Source organism: Burkholderia sp. Cy-637 (genome assembly GCF_011753175.1).
Classification (GTDB): Bacteria; Pseudomonadota; Gammaproteobacteria; order Burkholderiales; family Burkholderiaceae; genus Burkholderia; species Burkholderia gladioli.
In genome coordinates, this window is record NZ_VWWC01000167.1 from 1 (window position 1) to 15,961 (window position 15,961).

General features: G+C 70.4%; 16 protein-coding genes and 1 pseudogene. 12 read left to right on the forward strand and 5 right to left on the reverse strand.

What is annotated here, in order from left to right; genetic code table 11:
- The 7 genes from F3J10_RS29180 to F3J10_RS29210 all read left to right on the forward strand — a co-directional run.
- The coding region (locus tag F3J10_RS29180) for an ABC transporter permease (protein WP_167243563.1) at positions 1-843 on the forward strand (843 nt) is incomplete at its 5' end.
- Positions 836-1,765, forward strand: a complete 930-nt coding sequence (locus tag F3J10_RS29185; RefSeq protein WP_166916954.1) for an ABC transporter permease — start codon at positions 836-838, stop codon at positions 1,763-1,765. The genes F3J10_RS29180 and F3J10_RS29185, both read left to right, overlap by 8 nt.
- 27 nt (positions 1,766-1,792) lie before the next feature.
- Positions 1,793-2,491, forward strand: coding sequence for an isochorismatase family cysteine hydrolase (locus F3J10_RS29190; RefSeq protein WP_167243564.1), 699 nt, complete (start codon positions 1,793-1,795; stop codon positions 2,489-2,491).
- Positions 2,491-4,356, forward strand: a complete 1,866-nt coding sequence (locus tag F3J10_RS29195; RefSeq protein ID WP_167243569.1) for an ATP-binding cassette domain-containing protein — start codon at positions 2,491-2,493, stop codon at positions 4,354-4,356. Before F3J10_RS29190 ends, F3J10_RS29195 begins: the two co-directional genes overlap by 1 nt.
- Before the next feature lie 16 nt (positions 4,357-4,372).
- Positions 4,373-5,071 carry an isochorismatase family cysteine hydrolase gene (locus tag F3J10_RS29200; protein WP_166916416.1) on the forward strand — a complete coding sequence of 233 codons (699 nt, stop codon included), beginning with the start codon at positions 4,373-4,375 and terminating at the stop codon, positions 5,069-5,071.
- The gene (gene hpxZ, locus F3J10_RS29205) at positions 5,068-5,514 is read left to right on the forward strand and encodes an oxalurate catabolism protein HpxZ (protein ID WP_167243565.1); all 447 of its coding nucleotides are present in this window, start codon (positions 5,068-5,070) and stop codon (positions 5,512-5,514) included. The genes F3J10_RS29200 and hpxZ overlap by 4 nt, the downstream gene beginning before the upstream one ends.
- Positions 5,511-6,248: a GntR family transcriptional regulator gene (locus F3J10_RS29210; protein WP_167243566.1), complete on the forward strand. Its 738-nt coding sequence runs from the start codon at positions 5,511-5,513 to the stop codon at positions 6,246-6,248. Before hpxZ ends, F3J10_RS29210 begins: the two co-directional genes overlap by 4 nt.
- A 76-nt stretch (positions 6,249-6,324) precedes the next feature.
- On the opposite strand, the gene F3J10_RS29215 is transcribed toward F3J10_RS29210, so the two are convergent.
- Both F3J10_RS29215 and kdgT read right to left on the reverse strand, forming a co-directional pair.
- The gene (locus tag F3J10_RS29215) at positions 6,325-6,945 is read right to left on the reverse strand and encodes an HAD family hydrolase (protein WP_025099253.1); all 621 of its coding nucleotides are present in this window, start codon (positions 6,943-6,945) and stop codon (positions 6,325-6,327) included.
- Positions 6,946-7,137: 192 nt separating this feature from the next.
- Entirely contained in the window at positions 7,138-8,163 is a 1,026-nt protein-coding gene (gene kdgT, locus F3J10_RS29220) for a 2-keto-3-deoxygluconate transporter (RefSeq protein WP_025099252.1), read from the reverse strand.
- A 267-nt stretch (positions 8,164-8,430) separates the two neighbouring features.
- Between kdgT and kduI the strand changes: the two genes are divergently transcribed.
- The 3 genes from kduI (at position 8,431) to kdgR (ending at position 10,993) form a co-directional block, all read left to right on the forward strand.
- Complete coding sequence (kduI, locus tag F3J10_RS29225) at positions 8,431-9,267, forward strand: 5-dehydro-4-deoxy-D-glucuronate isomerase (protein ID WP_025099251.1); 837 nt, start codon at positions 8,431-8,433, stop codon at positions 9,265-9,267.
- A gap of 64 nt (positions 9,268-9,331) precedes the next feature.
- Positions 9,332-10,093: a 2-dehydro-3-deoxy-D-gluconate 5-dehydrogenase KduD gene (gene kduD / locus F3J10_RS29230; protein WP_025099250.1), complete on the forward strand. Its 762-nt coding sequence runs from the start codon at positions 9,332-9,334 to the stop codon at positions 10,091-10,093.
- Between the two features lie 63 nt (positions 10,094-10,156).
- The gene (gene kdgR, locus F3J10_RS29235; RefSeq protein ID WP_013698618.1) at positions 10,157-10,993 is read left to right on the forward strand and encodes a DNA-binding transcriptional regulator KdgR; all 837 of its coding nucleotides are present in this window, start codon (positions 10,157-10,159) and stop codon (positions 10,991-10,993) included.
- A gap of 42 nt (positions 10,994-11,035) precedes the next feature.
- Here kdgR and F3J10_RS29240 read toward each other — a convergent pair whose 3' ends face one another.
- Positions 11,036-12,028, reverse strand: a complete 993-nt coding sequence (locus F3J10_RS29240; RefSeq protein WP_167243567.1) for a LysR family transcriptional regulator — start codon at positions 12,026-12,028, stop codon at positions 11,036-11,038.
- A 138-nt stretch (positions 12,029-12,166) separates the two neighbouring features.
- Here F3J10_RS29240 and F3J10_RS29245 point away from each other — a divergent pair, with 138 nt between their 5' ends.
- Complete coding sequence (locus F3J10_RS29245; protein ID WP_167243568.1) at positions 12,167-13,636, forward strand: alpha/beta hydrolase; 1,470 nt, start codon at positions 12,167-12,169, stop codon at positions 13,634-13,636.
- A gap of 27 nt (positions 13,637-13,663) precedes the next feature.
- On the opposite strand, the gene F3J10_RS29250 is transcribed toward F3J10_RS29245, so the two are convergent.
- Positions 13,664-14,275 (reverse strand): LysE family translocator, encoded by a 612-nt coding sequence (locus tag F3J10_RS29250; RefSeq protein WP_025099249.1) that lies wholly within the window; start codon positions 14,273-14,275, stop codon positions 13,664-13,666.
- A gap of 388 nt (positions 14,276-14,663) precedes the next feature.
- Entirely contained in the window at positions 14,664-15,704 is a 1,041-nt protein-coding gene (locus tag F3J10_RS29255) for an aliphatic amidase (RefSeq protein WP_025099248.1), read from the reverse strand.
- 129 nt (positions 15,705-15,833) lie between these two features.
- On the opposite strand from F3J10_RS29255, the pseudogene F3J10_RS29260 reads away from it, so the two are divergent.
- A pseudogene (locus tag F3J10_RS29260) lies at positions 15,834-15,961 on the forward strand (ATP-dependent Clp protease proteolytic subunit); the annotation flags it as partial.

The window sequence follows — 15,961 nt, forward strand, 5'->3', positions numbered from 1 at the left end:
TTGGCCAGCGCGGCGGTGCCGCTGCTGCTGCCGGCCGGCACGCCGCCCTGGCTCGGGCTGGCCGCGATGGCGCTTGCCGCGATGCTGGCCGGCGGCCTGTGGATCGGCGCGGCCGGCGCGCTGCGCCAGTGGCGCGGCGTCAACGAGACGATCAGCAGCCTGCTGCTGTCCTATATCGCGATCGCGGTGTTCAAGTTCCTGGTGGAAGGGCCGCTGCGCGACCCGGCCAGCCTCAACAAGCCTTCCACGCGGCCAATCCCCGACGCCTTCGCGATCGGCTCGCTGCCCGGCCTCGACGTGCACTGGGGCCTGCTGTGGGGCGCGCTGGCCTGCCTCGCGGCCTGGGTGCTGGTGCGCCACGCCACCCAGGGTTTCGCGATGCGCATCGTCGGCGGCAACCCGCGCGCGGCGCGCCTGGCCGGGCTGCCGGTGGCGCGCCTCACCTTGCTGGCCTGCACGCTCGGCGGCGCGGCCGCGGGCCTGGCCGGCCTGTTCGAGACCGCCGCCGTGCAGGGCGCGGCCAATGCCTCGCTGCTGGTCGGCTATGGCTACGGCGGCATCCTGGTGGCCTTCGCGGCACGCCACAACCCGCTCGCGATCGTGCTCTGCGCGATCGGCATCGGCGGCATGGAGGCCAGCGGCAGCCTGCTGCAGCGGCGCCTGGACCTGCCCGACGCCACCACCCTGGTGCTGCAGGGCCTGCTGTTCGCCAACCTGCTCGCCTTCGAGGCGCTCGGCCCGCGGCTGGCCGCCTGGCGCCTGAAGCTGCAGGACGCGGCCCGCGCCGCCCGGCCGCTCGACACCGACACGGCGCTCGCCGCCATGGAGAACACCCATGCCTGAGCTGCATTCGCCCCTGGCGATCCTGCTGTTGTCGCTGGCGGCCGGCGCGATCCGCGTCAGCACGCCCTACCTGTTCGTGAGCCTCGGCGAATGCCTGACCGAGAAGGCCGGCCGCGTCAACCTGGGCCTGGAAGGCGTGCTTGTATCGGGCGCCATGACCGGCTACGCCACCGCCTGCCTGAGCGGCTCGCCCTGGCTCGGGGTGCTCGCCGCGGCCGGCGCCGGCCTGCTGCTGGGCGCGCTGCACGGCCTGGTCTGCTCGCTGCCGCGCGTCTCGGACATCGCCTTCGGCATCGCGCTGATGCTGCTCGGCACGGGCCTGGCCTTCTTCCTCGGCAAGCCCTTCATCGAGCCGCAGGCGCCGATGCTGGGCTCGCTCGATCTCGGGCGCTGGGCCGCCAGCCTGCCGCAACTGCACAACGCGCTGCGCATCAGCCCGCTGTTCCTGCTCGGCATCGTGCTGGCGCTCGCGCTGCAATGGGGCCTGCGCCACACGCGCTGGGGCATGGTGCTGCGCCTGGTGGGCGACCACGCCGAAACCGCGCGCGCGCTCGGCTACCACGGCACCCGCGTGCGGATCGCGGCCACCTCGGTGGGCGGCGCGCTGGCCGCGGTGGGCGGCGCCTACCTGTCGCTGGTCTACCCGGGAAGCTGGAACGAGGGGCTGTCGAGCGGCCAGGGCCTGATGGCCGTGGCCCTGGTGATCTTCGCGCGCTGGCAGCCGCTGCGCTGCCTGGCCGCCTCGCTGCTGTTCGGCGCGGCCGGCGCGCTCGGCCCGGCCCTGCAGGCGATCGGCGTGACCGCCGGCTACGACCTCTGGAACGCCGCACCCTATGTGCTGACGCTGGCCATCATGATCCTCCACTGCCGTCCCGATCGCCGCTTCGCCGGCGCGCCGGGCGAGCTGAGCCTCACGCGCTGACGCGCATCGTCAAGGAACGCCTCACCGATGAACCGCCATATCGAAGCCAAACCCTATCCCTGGCCCTATGACGGCGCGCTGCGCCCCGACAACACCGCCCTGGTCGTGATCGACATGCAGACTGATTTCTGCGGCCACGGCGGCTACGTCGACAAGATGGGCTACGACCTGTCGCTCACGCGCGCGCCGATCGAACCGATCGGCCGCGTGCTGGCGGCGATGCGCGCGCAGGGCTACACCATCATCCATACCCGCGAGGGCCATCGCCCCGACCTCTCCGACCTGCCCGCCAACAAGCGCTGGCGCAGCCGCCAGGCCGGCACCGACGGCGTCGGCATCGGCGACGACGGCCCCTGCGGGCGGATCCTGGTGCGCGGCGAGCCGGGCTGGGAAATCATCGAGGAACTCGCGCCGCTCACCGGCGAGGTGGTGATCGACAAACCCGGCAAGGGCTCGTTCTACGCCACCGACCTGGAGCTGATCCTGCGCACGCGCGGCATCGCCAACCTGATCCTGACCGGCATCACCACCGACGTCTGCGTCCACACCACCATGCGCGAGGCCAACGACCGCGGCTTCGAGTGCGTGATGCTGGCCGACTGCTGCGGCGCCACCGATCCCGCCAACCACGCCGCCGCCTTGCACATGGTGACCATGCAGGGCGGCGTGTTCGGCGCGGTGTCGAACTCGGCGGCCCTGCTCGCCACGCTGGGAGCCGCGTCGTGATGCGCCGCGTGGCGCGCCCGATCGGCGCCGCCAGCGCCGCCGATGCGCTGGACGCCGCCAACGGCCGCGCGCTCGGCATCGAGGTGATCGGCGCGAGCAAGTCGTTCGGCGCGTTCCGCGCGCTCGACCAGGTCTCGCTAAAGATCGCGCCGGGCAGCGTGCACGCGCTGCTCGGCGAGAACGGCGCGGGCAAGAGCACCCTGGTGAAGGGGCTGGTCGGCTACGGGCCGCTCGACGCGGGGCAGATCATCGCCGGCGCGCGCGAGGTGCGGATCGCATCGCCGCGCGACGCGCAGGCGCTCGATATCGGCATGGTCTACCAGCACTTCACGCTGGCCGCGGGCATGTCGGTGGAGGAAAACCTGCTGCTCGCGCGCGCCGCGCTGCCCTGGCGCATCGACTGGCGCGCCGAGCGCGGCCGCCTGGAACGCTTCCTGGCGCGCATGCCGTTCCGGCTCAGGCTGGATGCGCCCGTGTCGAGCCTCGCGGCGGGCGAGAAGCAGAAGCTGGAGATCCTCAAGCAGCTCTATCTGGAGCGGCGCTTCCTGATCCTCGACGAGCCGACCTCGGTGCTCACGCCGCAGGAAGCCGACGAGGTGCTCGGCCTGATGCGCGAGCTGGCCAGCGCGCGCGTGCTGACGGTGCTGATGATCACCCACAAGTTTCGCGAGGTGCTCGATTTCGCCGACGCGGTGACGGTGCTGCGCAAGGGCCGCGCGGTGGCGCAGGCGAACGTGGCCGATACCAGCCGCGACGAGCTGGCGGCCTGGATGATGGGCGTGGAGACGGCGGCAAGGGACGCGGCCGATGACGCGACCACGAATGCGACGGATGCGACGACAAGCGCATCGGCAAGCTTGACGACAAGTGTGACGACAAGCGCGGCGAAAAACGCGGCAACGATCGCAACGACGATCGCGACGACAGGCGCCGTGACGAGCGCGACCTCCAGCCCCGCCGCATCGCTGCCCGACACGACACTCGCGGCGCGCGCCACGCGCCGCCCCTGCCCCGCCGACGCGTCGATCGGCCTCGAGGCCAGCGGCCTCACGGTGCGCGACGACCTCGGCCTGCCGGCCGTGCGCGAGCTCTCGCTGGCGGTGCGCCGCGGCGAGATCCTCGGCATCGCCGGCGTCTCCGGCAACGGCCAGAAGGCCCTGGTCGAGGCCCTGATCGGCCAGCGCCAGCCGGCGGCGGGACGCATGGCGGTGGGCGGCCGCCCCTATCGCGCCACCCGAGACGAGATGCGCGAGCGCCGCGTGTTCGCGATCCCCGAGGAGCCGCTGCGCAATGCTTGCATCGCCTCGATGAGCGTGGCCGAGAACCTCGCGCTGCGCGACTTCGACCGCGCGCCGCTGCGCGCGCAAGGCTGGCGTCTCGACCGGCGCGCGCTGCGCCGGCGCGCGGCCGAGCGCATCGCCGAATTCAAGGTCAGCCCGCCGCTGCCCGAGCGCGCGATCGGCACCCTGTCGGGCGGCAACGTGCAGCGCGCCGTGCTGGCGCGCGAGCTGGGCCAGCCGGTGGAGGTGCTGATCGTCGCCAACCCGGTGTTCGGCCTCGACTTCGCCTCGGTGGCCGACATCCACGCGCGCCTGCTCGCCGCGCGCGAGGCCGGCGCCGCGATCCTGCTGGTCAGCGAGGATCTCGACGAGCTGCTGGCGCTGTCGGACCGGATCGCCGTGATGTCGGCGGGACGGCTGGTGTTCGAGACCGAGGCGGCCGGCGCCGATCGCGCCGTGCTGGGCCGCCACATGGCCGGGCACGACGAGGCCGACGAGCCTGCCGCGTCCTCCGGCAGGCCCGGCGCCGCGCACGCGCATCGCGAGCCGGCCCGGCCGGCCGATGCGCCTGGCACCCATCGCTGAAAGAGAGAACATCCCGATGCACTTCGAGGTCCCCGCCCGCCCCGCGCCCTATCGCTACGACCCGGCGCATACCGCGCTGATCGTGATCGACATGCAGCGCGACTTCATCGAGCCCGGCGGTTTCGGCGCCGCGCTCGGCAACGACGTCGCGCCGCTGGCCGCGATCGTGCCGAGCGTGGCCGCCCTGCTCGCCTTCGCGCGCGCCCGCGGCTGGAGCGTGGTGCATACGCGCGAATCGCACGCGCCCGACCTGTCCGATTGCCCGCCCGCCAAGCGCTTGCGCGGCGCGCCCAACCTGCGCATCGGCGACAGCGGCCCGATGGGCCGCATCCTGGTGCGCGGCGAGCCCGGCAACCAGATCGTCGAGGCGCTCGCGCCGCTGGCCGGCGAAACGGTGATCGACAAACCCGGCAAGGGCGCCTTCCACGCCACCGCGCTCGACGCGCTGCTGCGCGAGCGCGGCATCACGCACCTGGTGTTCGCCGGCGTGACCACCGAGGTCTGCGTGCAGACCTCGATGCGCGAGGCCAACGACCGCGGCTACGACTGCCTGCTGGTGGAAGATGCCACCGCCAGCTACTTCCCGGCCTTCAAGGCCGCTTGTCTCGAAATGATAAGCTCGCAGGGCGGCATCGTCGGCTGGACCGCGCCGCTGGGCGCCCTGCTCGAAGCGGCCCCGCTGCCCGCCGCCCCATCCGCCAGCCCACAGCCATGACCATCGAACTGAATCGCCCCGAGATCCTTGCCGAAGTGCGCGCGGCCTTCGAGGCCTACGAGCGCGCGCTGGTCGACAACGACGTGCCGACCATGGACGCGCTGTTCTGGAACGCGCCCGAGGTGGTGCGCTACGGCATCGCCGAGATCCAGCACGGCGGCGCGGCGATCCGCGCCTGGCGCGCGAGCTGCGAGCCGGTGCCGCCCTCGCGCCGCCTGCATCGCACCGTGATCACCAGCTTCGGCGGCGAGCACGCGACCGTCAGCACCGAATTCAGCAGCGACGCCACCTCTTTGCTGGGCCGCCAGATGCAGACCTGGGCGCGCCTCGACGGGACCGACACGCCGCATCGCGGCTGGCGCATCGTCGCCGCGCACGTGAGCCTGATCGACGCGCCCGAGCCGCGAGCCGCGCATTCCTCCACCGGACCCAGCCCAGCGTGAGCGCTTCCCCTCTCTCCCCCGAACTCGCCGACGACGAGCAGGCGGTCAATCGCGCCAACCCGCTCGCCGAGCAGGTCTACCAGCAGTTGAAGAGCGATATCTTCGGCTTCCGGCTGCTGCCAGGCGACCGTTTCTCCGAAACCGATATCGCCCGGCATTACGGCGTATCGCGCACGCCGATGCGCGACGGGCTGTTCCGGCTGCAGCGCGAGGGTTACCTGGAGGTGGGTTTCCGGCGCGGCTGGAAGGTCGCGCCGATCGACTTCGCCCAGCTCGACCAGCTCTACGAGCTGCGCATCGTGCTGGAGCTCGCCGCGATCGAGCGGCTCACGGCCGGCGCCGGCAACTGGGCCGATGCGCTGGCCACGCTGCACGCCACCTGGTGCGTCGCGCCGGAGGCGCGCGAGACCGATCCCGCCGAGATGTTCCGCATGGACGAGGCCTTCCACCGCCAGCTGGTGGCGGCTACCGGCAATGCCGAGATGCTGCGCGTGCATAACGAGGTGACCGAGCGGATCCGCATCGTGCGGCGGCTCGACTTCCTGAAGGCGCATCGCACCTCGGCCACCTACGAGGAACACGCCAAGATGATCCGCCTGCTGGAACGCGGCGCGATCGCCGAGGCCGGCATGCTGTTGCGCGCCCACATCACGCAGAGCCGGCTGGAAGTGCGCAAGATCACGCTGTCGATGCTGGCCGAGGCGCGCGGCAGCAAGCTGCCCTTCGTGCTCTAGCTGCGTGCTCTAGCGCCGTGCTACAGCCGCACGCTCGCGCGCCATCGCCGATCGACCGGCGCGCGATACCCGGCGCTCAGGCCTCGATCGGCCCCATCGGCCCCTGGCCGCGAATCCACGACCAGTCGGCGCGCTCGGCCATTTCCTTGTCGCCGCGGCTGTCGCCGTAGGCATAGAGCTTCGCGGGCGGCTCATCGCCCCACCAGGCAGCGAGCCGCACCACCTTCTGCGGTCCCCAGCAGTTCTCGCCGTCCAAGCGCCCCGCGAAGGCGCCGTCCCGCCAGGCCAGCCGCGTGGCCAGCACCGCGTCGAGGCCGAGGGTGGCGGCCCACTTCTCCAGGTACAGCGAGGGCGAGGCGCTCACCAGCACCACCTGGTGGCCGCGCGCCTGATGCTCGCGCACCCGCTCGAGCATCTCGGGACGCACCAGCGTGGGCAGCTCGGTCTGCACGAAGGCGGTGGCCAGCGCATCGAGCTCGCGCGCCGGCATCGGCCCGAAGGCGAACCAGGCGAAGCGCGCCTTGGCCGCGCCGCGCGAGATCAGCCCGGCCTTCATGGCGAGAATCCAGGGCAGCGCGCGCAGGCCCGCGCAGGCGAAACGGCGGGTGCCGACGGCTCGCCGGACGAAGTGCTGGAAGCTGTCGGCGGTGGTGATGGTGCCGTCGAAATCGAAGGCGGCGACGATGCGGTCGGTCATGGATTCGGGAGCGGGAGGAAGCAGGGAAAACAGGGAAACGCGTGCGACCCCGGAAGATAGCAAATTTGCGCGGCCGGCTCGCCAAAACGACAAGGCCGGACCGCACATGCGGCCCGGCCTCTCGCCCGTCGCGGCGAATCCGCGACGGCGCGCGCCGCCTCTCCCGACGGCGCGCGTCCCCTCCTGCAAGCCTCAGATATGGCCCTGGTGCCCCGACACGCCGACCTGCTGCAGCTTCGCATCGGCCGCGGCCGCGTTGCTGGCCGGCAGGTTGCGGCTGAAGCGGCGCGCCCAGATCGCGGTGACGATCGGCACCAGGATCGCGGTGATCAGGCAGGCGGTGGCCACCGTGGCGGTGGCGGCCGGCACCAGCGGCTTGAACCTGGGCACCATCTCGCCGATGATGGCCGGGTTCGCCACCGCGGCGCCCGCGGTCGACGAGGCGGCGATGCCGGCCGTGCCGTTGCCGCCGCCGATGAAGCGGTCGGCCAGGATCAGCGGAATGCCGGTGACGATGATCACGGCCACGCCGAGGATGATGCCCGGGATGCCGCTCTTGGCGATCACGTGCAGGTCGATGCCGTTGCCCAGCGCGAAGCCGAAGAACGGGATCAGCGGATGCACGCAGCGGCCGAACAGGTCGCGCAGGTCGCGATCGAGGTTGCCCAGCGCGAAGCCGATCAGGAACGGCAGCACCGCGCCCACGAACAGGCGCGGCTCGAACACCGCCACGCCGGCCGCGCCGAGGATCGTCATGCTGACCAGCGGCCCCGATTCGAGCGACATCAGCACGAAGGCGCCGGCCTCCTCACGCGTGCCGTACTGCTGCATCACGGCCGCGTAGAGCCCGCCGTTGGTCATGTCCATCGAGGCCACGATGGCGAGGATCGAGAGCCCGGCGAACAGCCCCCCCTTCACCCCGTCGTCGGGAATGAACTGCGCGCAGATCAGGGTGACCAGCCAGGCCACCAGCGTCTTGGTCACCACCAGGGTGCCCGACTTGCGCAGCACCACCCCGGTGGCGCGCAGGTCGATGGTGGCGCCCATGCAGAAGAACCACACCGCGAGGATCGGCACCGTGCCGGCGATCAGCCCGTTGGTAAACGAGCCGAAGTATTTCCCCGCATCCGGCGCGAAGGTGTGGACGCAGGCGCCCAGCACCATGGGCACCAGCATCAGGCCGCCCGGTACGCGATCGATCGCTTTTTTGATATTCACAAGGTTCTCCATCCATGGACGTTCGCGTCCGTTGTCGAATCCGCCGTCTCCCCGACGTGATTTCGGAACGTTATTCCATTCTGTGATCGCCTTACATCGCGGTTAACCCTGCAATTGCCGACCGTCACTCAAGCAAACCATCGGCCGTCCAGCCCGTTTCGAAAAAATACCTGGAACAACGTTCCGATTTTTATTCGGCTGTGATCTAATGCGGAACACGCAAAGGGGCCCCGGCGCCCCGCCTCATCGATCCCCAGGAGACAGCAGATGGAAGTCCGCCAGGCCATACACAGCGAACACGCGAAAACCCTCGATACCGCCGGCTTGCGGCGCCACTTCCTGGTCGAACAGGTGTTCGAGGCCGACGCGCTCAAGCTGACCTACAGCCATATCGACCGCATCATCGTCGGCGGCGCCTTCCCGGCCACCCGCGCGGTGGAGGTGCCCAACGCGCTGGGCAAGACCATCGGCGTGGAGCACCTGCTGGACCGGCGCGAGCTGGGCGCGATCAACATCGGCGGCGACGGCTGGGTGGAGGTGGACGGCCAGCGCCACGCGGTGCGCTTCGAGGAGGCGATCTACATCGGCCAGGGCACGCAGTCGGTGGTGTTCGGCAGCGACGACGCCGCCCGGCCCGCCAAGTTCTACCTGAACTGCGCGCCGGCCCACACCCGCTACCCGACGCGCGTGATCACGCTGCAGCAGGCCTCGCCGGAAACGCTGGGCGACCCGTCCACCAGCAACCGCCGCACCATCTACAAGTTCATCGTTCCGGAAGTGGTGCAGACCTGCCAGCTCTCGATGGGCATGACCAAGCTGGAGCCGGGCAACCTGTGGAACACCATGCCCTGCCACACCCACGAGCGCCGCATGGAGGTGTATTTCTACTTCGGCATGCAGGAGAACTCGGCGGTGTTCCATATGTGCGGCGAGCCGCAGGAAACGCGCCACATCCTGGTCCACAACGAGCAGGCGGTGATCTCGCCGAGCTGGTCGATCCACTCGGGCGTGGGCACCCAGGCCTATACCTTCATCTGGGGCATGGTCGGCGAGAACCAGGTGTTCAAGGACATGGACCACGTCAAGATCGGCGATCTGCGCTGAAGCACGGCCGCCCGGCCCGCGCCGGGCGTCGCCCGATCCATCACTGGCAATCGAGAGGAACCCCATGCCAGCCAATTTCTTCGACCTGACCGGCAAGGTCGCGGTCGTCACCGGTTGCAATACCGGCCTGGGCGCCGGGATGGCGATCGCGCTCGCCGAGGCGGGCTGCGACATCGCCGGCGTCAACCGCGGCGCGCCCACCGAGACCATGGCACGCGTCGAGTCGCTCGGCCGCCGCTTCCTCGACCTGCGCGCCGACCTGTCGAGCACGCAGCCGATCGACGACGTGGTGAACGCCACGGTCGAGGCCTTCGGCCGCATCGACGTGCTGGTCAACAACGCCGGCATCATCCGCCGCAACGACGCGCTCGCGTTCACCGAGGAGGACTGGGACCTGGTGATCGACACCAACCTGAAGACGGTGTTCTTCCTCGCGCAGGCGGTGGCGCGCCAGTTCGTCAAGCAGGACGGGCCGGGCAAGATCATCAACGTGGCCTCGATGCTGTCGTTCCAGGGCGGCATCCGGGTGCCCTCCTACACCGCCTCGAAAAGCGGCGTGCTGGGCTTGACGCGCCTGCTCGCCAACGAATGGGCCTCGCGCGGCATCAACGTCAACGCGATCGCGCCCGGCTACATGGAAACCAACAACACCACGCAGCTGCGGCACGACGCGCAGCGCAACGAGGAAATCGTCGGCCGCATCCCGGCCGCGCGCTGGGGCGTGCCGGGCGACCTGGCCGGCCCCGTGGTGTTTCTCGCCTCGCCCGCCTCCGACTACGTGCACGGCCACACGCTGGCCGTGGACGGCGGCTGGCTGGCCCGCTGATTCAACTCCGACCCGGGACGCGCTATGCTCACGCCTGAATCAAATTCGAGGGATGGTCTGCACATGGAAGCGATGCTCAGGCGCCGGAAGGACGAGGCCGCCTCCCGGGCGCGGAACGACGAAGGCGGCGAGAAGACGGAATCGGCCTCGGCCGCGGGCAAGGTGTTCGCCGTGCTGGAAGCGCTCGGCGCGCACGGGCCGATCGGCATCAGCGAGCTGTCGAACCGGCTCGACATGTCGAAGACCACGGTCCACCGTTTTCTGCAGACGCTGAAGACGCTCGGCTTCGTCGCGCAGGAGGACGAGACCGAGCGCTACCGGCTGACGATCCGGCTGTTCGAGCTCGGCTCGCAGGCGCTGGAGAGCGTCGACCTGGTGCGCGAGGCGGACGTGGAGATGCGCCGCATCGGGCGCCTGACGCGCGAGGCGCTGCACCTGGGCGCGTTCGACGAAGACCACATCATCTACATCCACAAGATCGACGCCGACTACGGGCTGCGCATGCACTCGCGGATCGGCCGCACCAATCCGCTCTACAGCACCGCGATCGGCAAGGTGCTGCTGGCCTGGATGGCGCCCGAGGAGGCGCGCGAGGCGCTCTCGCGCATCGAGTTCCGCAAGTCCACGCAGAAGACGCTGGCCTCGGCCGAGGCGGTCTGGAGCATCCTGCCGCACGTGCGCGAGCAGGGTTACGGCGAGGACAACGAGGAACAGGAAGACGGTCTGGTGTGCCTGGCGGTGCCGGTGTTCGACCGCTTCGGGCGGGTGATCGCCGGGCTGTCGATCTCGTTTCCGACCATGCGCTGCGGCGCCGACACCAAGGCGCATTACGTGGCCCTGCTCAAGCAGGCGGGGCAGGTGATCTCCTCGAAGCTCGGTTATCGCGGCGAGCCGCTCTGAGCGGCGGCGGCGCGCCAGCCCGAAGCCAGGCACGGCGAACGATCAGGCGGCCCGGCGGGCCGCCTTTCTTTTTGGCGCGGGCGCGGGCGCGGCCGGCTCGTGGCTCGCCGAGGCGAAGGACGCGAAGTCCGCATCGTGCGCGACCTCGCGCATCAGGCGACGGAACCACATCAGCGCCGGGTCGTGCTCCTGGAAGCGGTTGTACTGCACCACCTCGGCCAGCTTCGGGATCGCGAACGGGCAGCGCAGCACGCGCAGCGAGGGCGAGGCGCGCTGCAGCAGGGTGGCCAGCCGCGTCTGCAGCGTCGCTACGCGCTGCGTGCCGTGCAACAGGTGCGGCACCACTTGGAAGGTTTCGGCCGTCACCTCGGCACGGCGCCGGTAACCCAGATCGAGCATGGCGCGGCTGTCCAGCGTGACGATCGCGCCGCCGGCCCACTCCATGATCACGTGCCCCAGCTCCAGGTAGCGCTCGAGCGTCAGGCGGCGCCCCACCTGCTGGTTGCCGTCCCACACCAGGCAGGACCAGCCGTCCTCGAACAGCGGCTCCGAGGGATAGGCCGCGCCGGCGCGGAAGTCCGGCGTGACCAGCAGGTCGATCTCGCCGTTCTCGAGATGGACCAGGCCGAGCGTGGCGGCGGTACGCACCCGGAAGCGCATGTTCGGCGCCTCGAGCGAGGCGCGCCGCAGCACCTCGCCGAGGAACACGCTGATCACGTAATCGGAAGCCTCGATCACCAGGGTGCGATCCGAGCTGCCCGGATCGAAGCGGGGCGCGTCGTGGGTGATCGACTGGATCTGCCGGAGCACCTCGCGCACCGGCTGGCGCAGGTTCTCGGCACGCGAGGTCGGCACCAGGGTCTTGCCCACCGGCACCAGCAGCTCATCGTCGAAATACTCGCGCAGCCGGGCCAGCGCGCAACTGGTCGCCGACTGGCTGAGGAACAGCCGCTGGGCCGCCTGGGTCACGCTGCGCGCATCGAGCAGCGCATCGAGCACCACCAGCTGGTTCAGGTCGAGCTTGTTGAAACGCATGGCGGCGGCTCCATTGATGGCCTCAATACATCGGGCGTGAACAATCAATTTTACACAGGCTCGGGGCGCGGGCATCGTGCGGATTCACGCCGCTCCCGGCGCGTCGCCACCGCCTCCTCCCAGCCAAGGAACCGCCCCATGTTTCGCCCCGCTTCACGCTGTCTTGCCTCACGCTTTCTCGCCGCCCTGCTGGCCGCCTCGGCCTGCTTCGCCGGCCCCGTCGCGCATGCCGATCCCGTCTCGTATCACTACGCCAGCGTCGACGGGCTGCGCCTGTTCTATCGCGAGGCCGGCGATCGCGCCAAGCCGACCTTGCTGCTGCTGCACGGCTTCCCGAGTTCGTCGCACGAGTTCCGCGACCTGATGCCCCTGCTCGCCGGGCAATTCCACGTGATCGCGCCCGACTACCCCGGCATGGGCTACAGCGAGGCGCCGCCCGCCGAGCGCTTCGCGCCGAGCTTCGACAAGGTGACGAGCGTGATCGAGCACTTCGTCGCGAGCCTGGGCGAACCGCACCTGATCGTCTACATGACCGATTTCGGCGGCCCGGTGGGCATGCGCCTGGCCCTGCATCATCCGGACTGGATCGACGGGCTGGTGTTCCAGAACGCGGTGATCTCGGAGGACGGGGTCGATCCCGCCCGGCGCCGGCGCGACGCCGCGATCACGGGCGAGGCCACGGAGGCCAAGCGCGCGCTGGCGGAAAGCCACGTCTCGCTGGCCACCGCCCTGCTCCTCTATCGCCACGGCGCGCGCGAGCCCGATGCGCTGAACCCCGATGCCTGGACCAACGACGCGGCCGCGCTCGCCAACCCCGACAGCCGCCGCATCATGACCGACCTGCAACTCGACATCCCGAACAACGTGGCCGCGTTCCCGGCCTGGCAAACTTGGCTGCGCGAGCACCAGCCGCGCACCCTGGTGGTGTGGGGCAAGAACGATCCGATCTTCGTGCCGGCCGGCGCCGAGGCGATCCGGCGCGAGGTGCCCGACGCAGCGATCCACTACTACGACACGGGGCACTTCGCGCTGGAGGAGGATCACGACGATATCGCCAGGCAGATCGGTGGCTTCTTCGCGCCGGTTCACGTGCGCGGCCGGATCGAGTCGGTGGAGGGAGCGACGGTGACGGTGCGCACCCGCGAAGGCGCGACGCAGGTCCTGAAGCTCGATGCGCGCACGCGGCTGGCCGCCGTCAAGCCCTATGACCGCGCCCGGATCGAGCCCGGCAGCTATGTCGGCACGGCGGGCGTGCCGAGCGGCGCCGGACTCGGCGCGCTGGAGGTGATGGTCTATCGCGAAGAGCGGCGCGGCACCGGGGAAGGCCATTACGCCTGGGATCTCGCGCCCGGCAGCAGCATGACGGGCGCCACCGTGACGGCGGTCACGGCCCAGCCCGGCGGCCGCGACCTGGACCTGCGCTACGGCAGCGAGACGCTGCGCGTGCATGTGCCCGATTCGGCACCGGTGGTGACCTACGCGCCGGCCGGGCGGGAGGATCTGGTGCCGGGCGCCTACCTGTTCGCGCTCGCGGCGCCCGGCGATCACGGGCAGTGGCGAGCCGGCGCGATCTCGGTGGAGAAGGACGGCGTCAAGCCGCCGCTGTGATACCCGGAAGGCCCGGCGGAAGCGCCCTCAGCGCGTGGCCATCACCACCGCCGCGCCGGCCATCATGGTGGCGCTGGCGCGGTTGGCCACCTTCACCGCGCGGCGACTCCTGAGCAGCCGGCGCGCGCGCACCGCGAGCAGCGCCCAGCTCAGGTCGACGGCGGCCATCACCACCAGCATGGTCAACGCCAGCTCGGCCCAGGCCAGCGGCCCGACACGGGAAAGATCGATCAAGGTCGGCAGTAGCGCCACGTAGAACACCATGATCTTGGGATTGCCGAGCGAGACGGTGAGGCCGGCGGCGAACATGCGCAGCGGCGACTGGCCGCTCGGCAGCTGGCCGTCGTCGACGGCGGCCGGCGCGAGCCACATCTTCACGGCCAGGAACAGCAGGTAGACGATGCCGGCGATCTTCAGCAGCAGGAAGGCGGTCGCGAAGGTCTTGGCCAGCGCGGCCAGGCCCGCCACCGCGAAGCTCATCCACAGGATCTCGCCGATCCACATCGCGGCCAGGAACGGCAGCACGTCGCGAAAGCCGTTGCTCATCACGCGCGCGACCAGGGCGGCAATCCCCGGCCCGGGCGAACCGGCGGCCACCATCAGGGCCAATGCGAATACCAACAGGGCGGACAGCGCCATCGAAGCCTCCAGGACAGACGGCGGCGCACCGGGGCGATGGCTCCGGCACGGCGCCGCGAGCCGCCATCTTAGCGCAGCCGCGTGCGGCCCTGGCCCGGCTTGGCCGCCATCGCCGCCGTGCCTGACTCGCCATCGCCGCCTGGCTGTAGCCGGCTTGCCTTCGCTGGATTGCCGTTGCCTGGCTCTCGCTGACTTGCCGTTCCCGCCTTGCCTTCGATGCCTTGCCTTCGATGCCCTGCCTTCGCCGCCTTGCCCTCGCCGCGCTGCCTTCGATGCCTCGCCCTCGCCGCAGGCCGGCAGCAGCGCGGCGGCGCGCGGGTCGATGCGCGCGCCGCCGGTTTGCCTGCCTGCTCCCTCGTGCCAAACCCCTTCGTAGCGCCCCGCCCGCCTAGCGCGTGTTGCCGTCCGCTTCGTGAGGAATCCCCTCGATCGGGCATTCGGGCGTGCCCGGCATCGGCCGCGTGATCGCCTCGGCGGCCGCACGCGCCTTCTGCGGATCGTTCACCCAGTCGCGGTAGAAGCCGAACGGGCAGTCGGCCACGCCATGCACGCTGTCGCCCGAGTTGATCGTGCCGGTGTAACCGCGATGCAGCAGCTTGTAGAGATGGTTCTGCGACTGCAGGTTGCGGCGCGCGTCGCGGATCTGCGAGACCGACAGCTCCGCGTACTGCACGCCCATCTCCTCCTCGCCGCATTCGCCGAGCGTGCGGCCGTCGAAGCCGACGATCGCCGAGTGGCCGAAGTAGGAATAGACGCCGTCGAAGCCGGCCGCGTTGGCCACCGCCACGTAGGTGTTGTTCATCCAGGCCATCGCCTTCGAGACCAGCACCTGCTGCTCCTTGGCCGGGTACATGTAGCCCTGGCAGCGCACGATCAGCTCGGCGCCCTGCATCGCGCAGTCGCGCCAGATCTCAGGATAGTTGCCGTCGTCGCAGATGATCAGGCTGATCTTCAGGCCCTTCGGCCCGTCCGTCACATAGGTGCGGTCTCCCGGGTACCAGCCCTCGATCGGCGTCCAGGGCATGATCTTGCGGTACTTCTGGACGATCTCGCCCTGGTCGTCGATCAGGATCAGGGTGTTGTAGGGCGCCTTGTGCGGGTGCTGCTCGTGGCGCTCGCCGGTGATCGAGAACACGCCCCACACCTTGGCCTGTCGGCAGGCCGCCGAGAAGATCTCGGTCTCCGCGCCGGGGATGGTGGAGGCGGTCTCGTACATCTCGGCCTCGTCGTACATGATGCCGTGCGTCGAATACTCGGGGAAGATCACCAGGTCCATGCCCGGCAGGCCGCGCTTCATGCCGACCAGCATCTCGCCGATCCTGCGCGCGTTCTCCAGCACCTCGGCCCGGGTATGCAGCCGCGGCATCTTGTAGTTCACCACCGCGACGCCCACGCCGTCGCGGCTGCTCGAAATATCGCCATGTCGCATCGTCTTGCTCCGTTCGCTTGATGAGCGGGATGGCCCCGCTCAGTGACTGATCATCCAGGGCCGGCCGGCGGGACGCTTGAGCGCGCCCGCGCCCGCCGCCCCACCGCCGCCTGCCGCGCCGATCGAGCTGCCGCCGCGCCGATCGACATGATCGTGTCCTCGCCGGGCGGCCATCTCGAATCGGGCGACGCGATCCACGACGTGGTCCGCTTCATCGACGCGCCGGTCAATATGATCGGCACCGGCTGGGTGGGCAG

Coding starts and splice junctions, on each gene's coding strand:
- kdgR (WP_013698618.1), top strand. CDS start 10,157: ATGGAAGCGATGCTCAGGCGCCGGAAGGACGAGGCCGCCTCCCGGGCG.
- F3J10_RS29190 (WP_167243564.1), top strand. CDS start 1,793: ATGAACCGCCATATCGAAGCCAAACCCTATCCCTGGCCCTATGACGGC.
- F3J10_RS29250 (WP_025099249.1), bottom strand. CDS start 14,275: ATGGCGCTGTCCGCCCTGTTGGTATTCGCATTGGCCCTGATGGTGGCC.
- hpxZ (WP_167243565.1), top strand. CDS start 5,068: ATGACCATCGAACTGAATCGCCCCGAGATCCTTGCCGAAGTGCGCGCG.
- kduD (WP_025099250.1), top strand. CDS start 9,332: ATGCCAGCCAATTTCTTCGACCTGACCGGCAAGGTCGCGGTCGTCACC.
- kduI (WP_025099251.1), top strand. CDS start 8,431: ATGGAAGTCCGCCAGGCCATACACAGCGAACACGCGAAAACCCTCGAT.
- F3J10_RS29215 (WP_025099253.1), bottom strand. CDS start 6,945: ATGACCGACCGCATCGTCGCCGCCTTCGATTTCGACGGCACCATCACC.
- F3J10_RS29185 (WP_166916954.1), top strand. CDS start 836: ATGCCTGAGCTGCATTCGCCCCTGGCGATCCTGCTGTTGTCGCTGGCG.
- F3J10_RS29240 (WP_167243567.1), bottom strand. CDS start 12,028: ATGCGTTTCAACAAGCTCGACCTGAACCAGCTGGTGGTGCTCGATGCG.
- F3J10_RS29255 (WP_025099248.1), bottom strand. CDS start 15,704: ATGCGACATGGCGATATTTCGAGCAGCCGCGACGGCGTGGGCGTCGCG.
- F3J10_RS29200 (WP_166916416.1), top strand. CDS start 4,373: ATGCACTTCGAGGTCCCCGCCCGCCCCGCGCCCTATCGCTACGACCCG.
- F3J10_RS29245 (WP_167243568.1), top strand. CDS start 12,167: ATGTTTCGCCCCGCTTCACGCTGTCTTGCCTCACGCTTTCTCGCCGCC.
- F3J10_RS29195 (WP_167243569.1), top strand. CDS start 2,491: ATGCGCCGCGTGGCGCGCCCGATCGGCGCCGCCAGCGCCGCCGATGCG.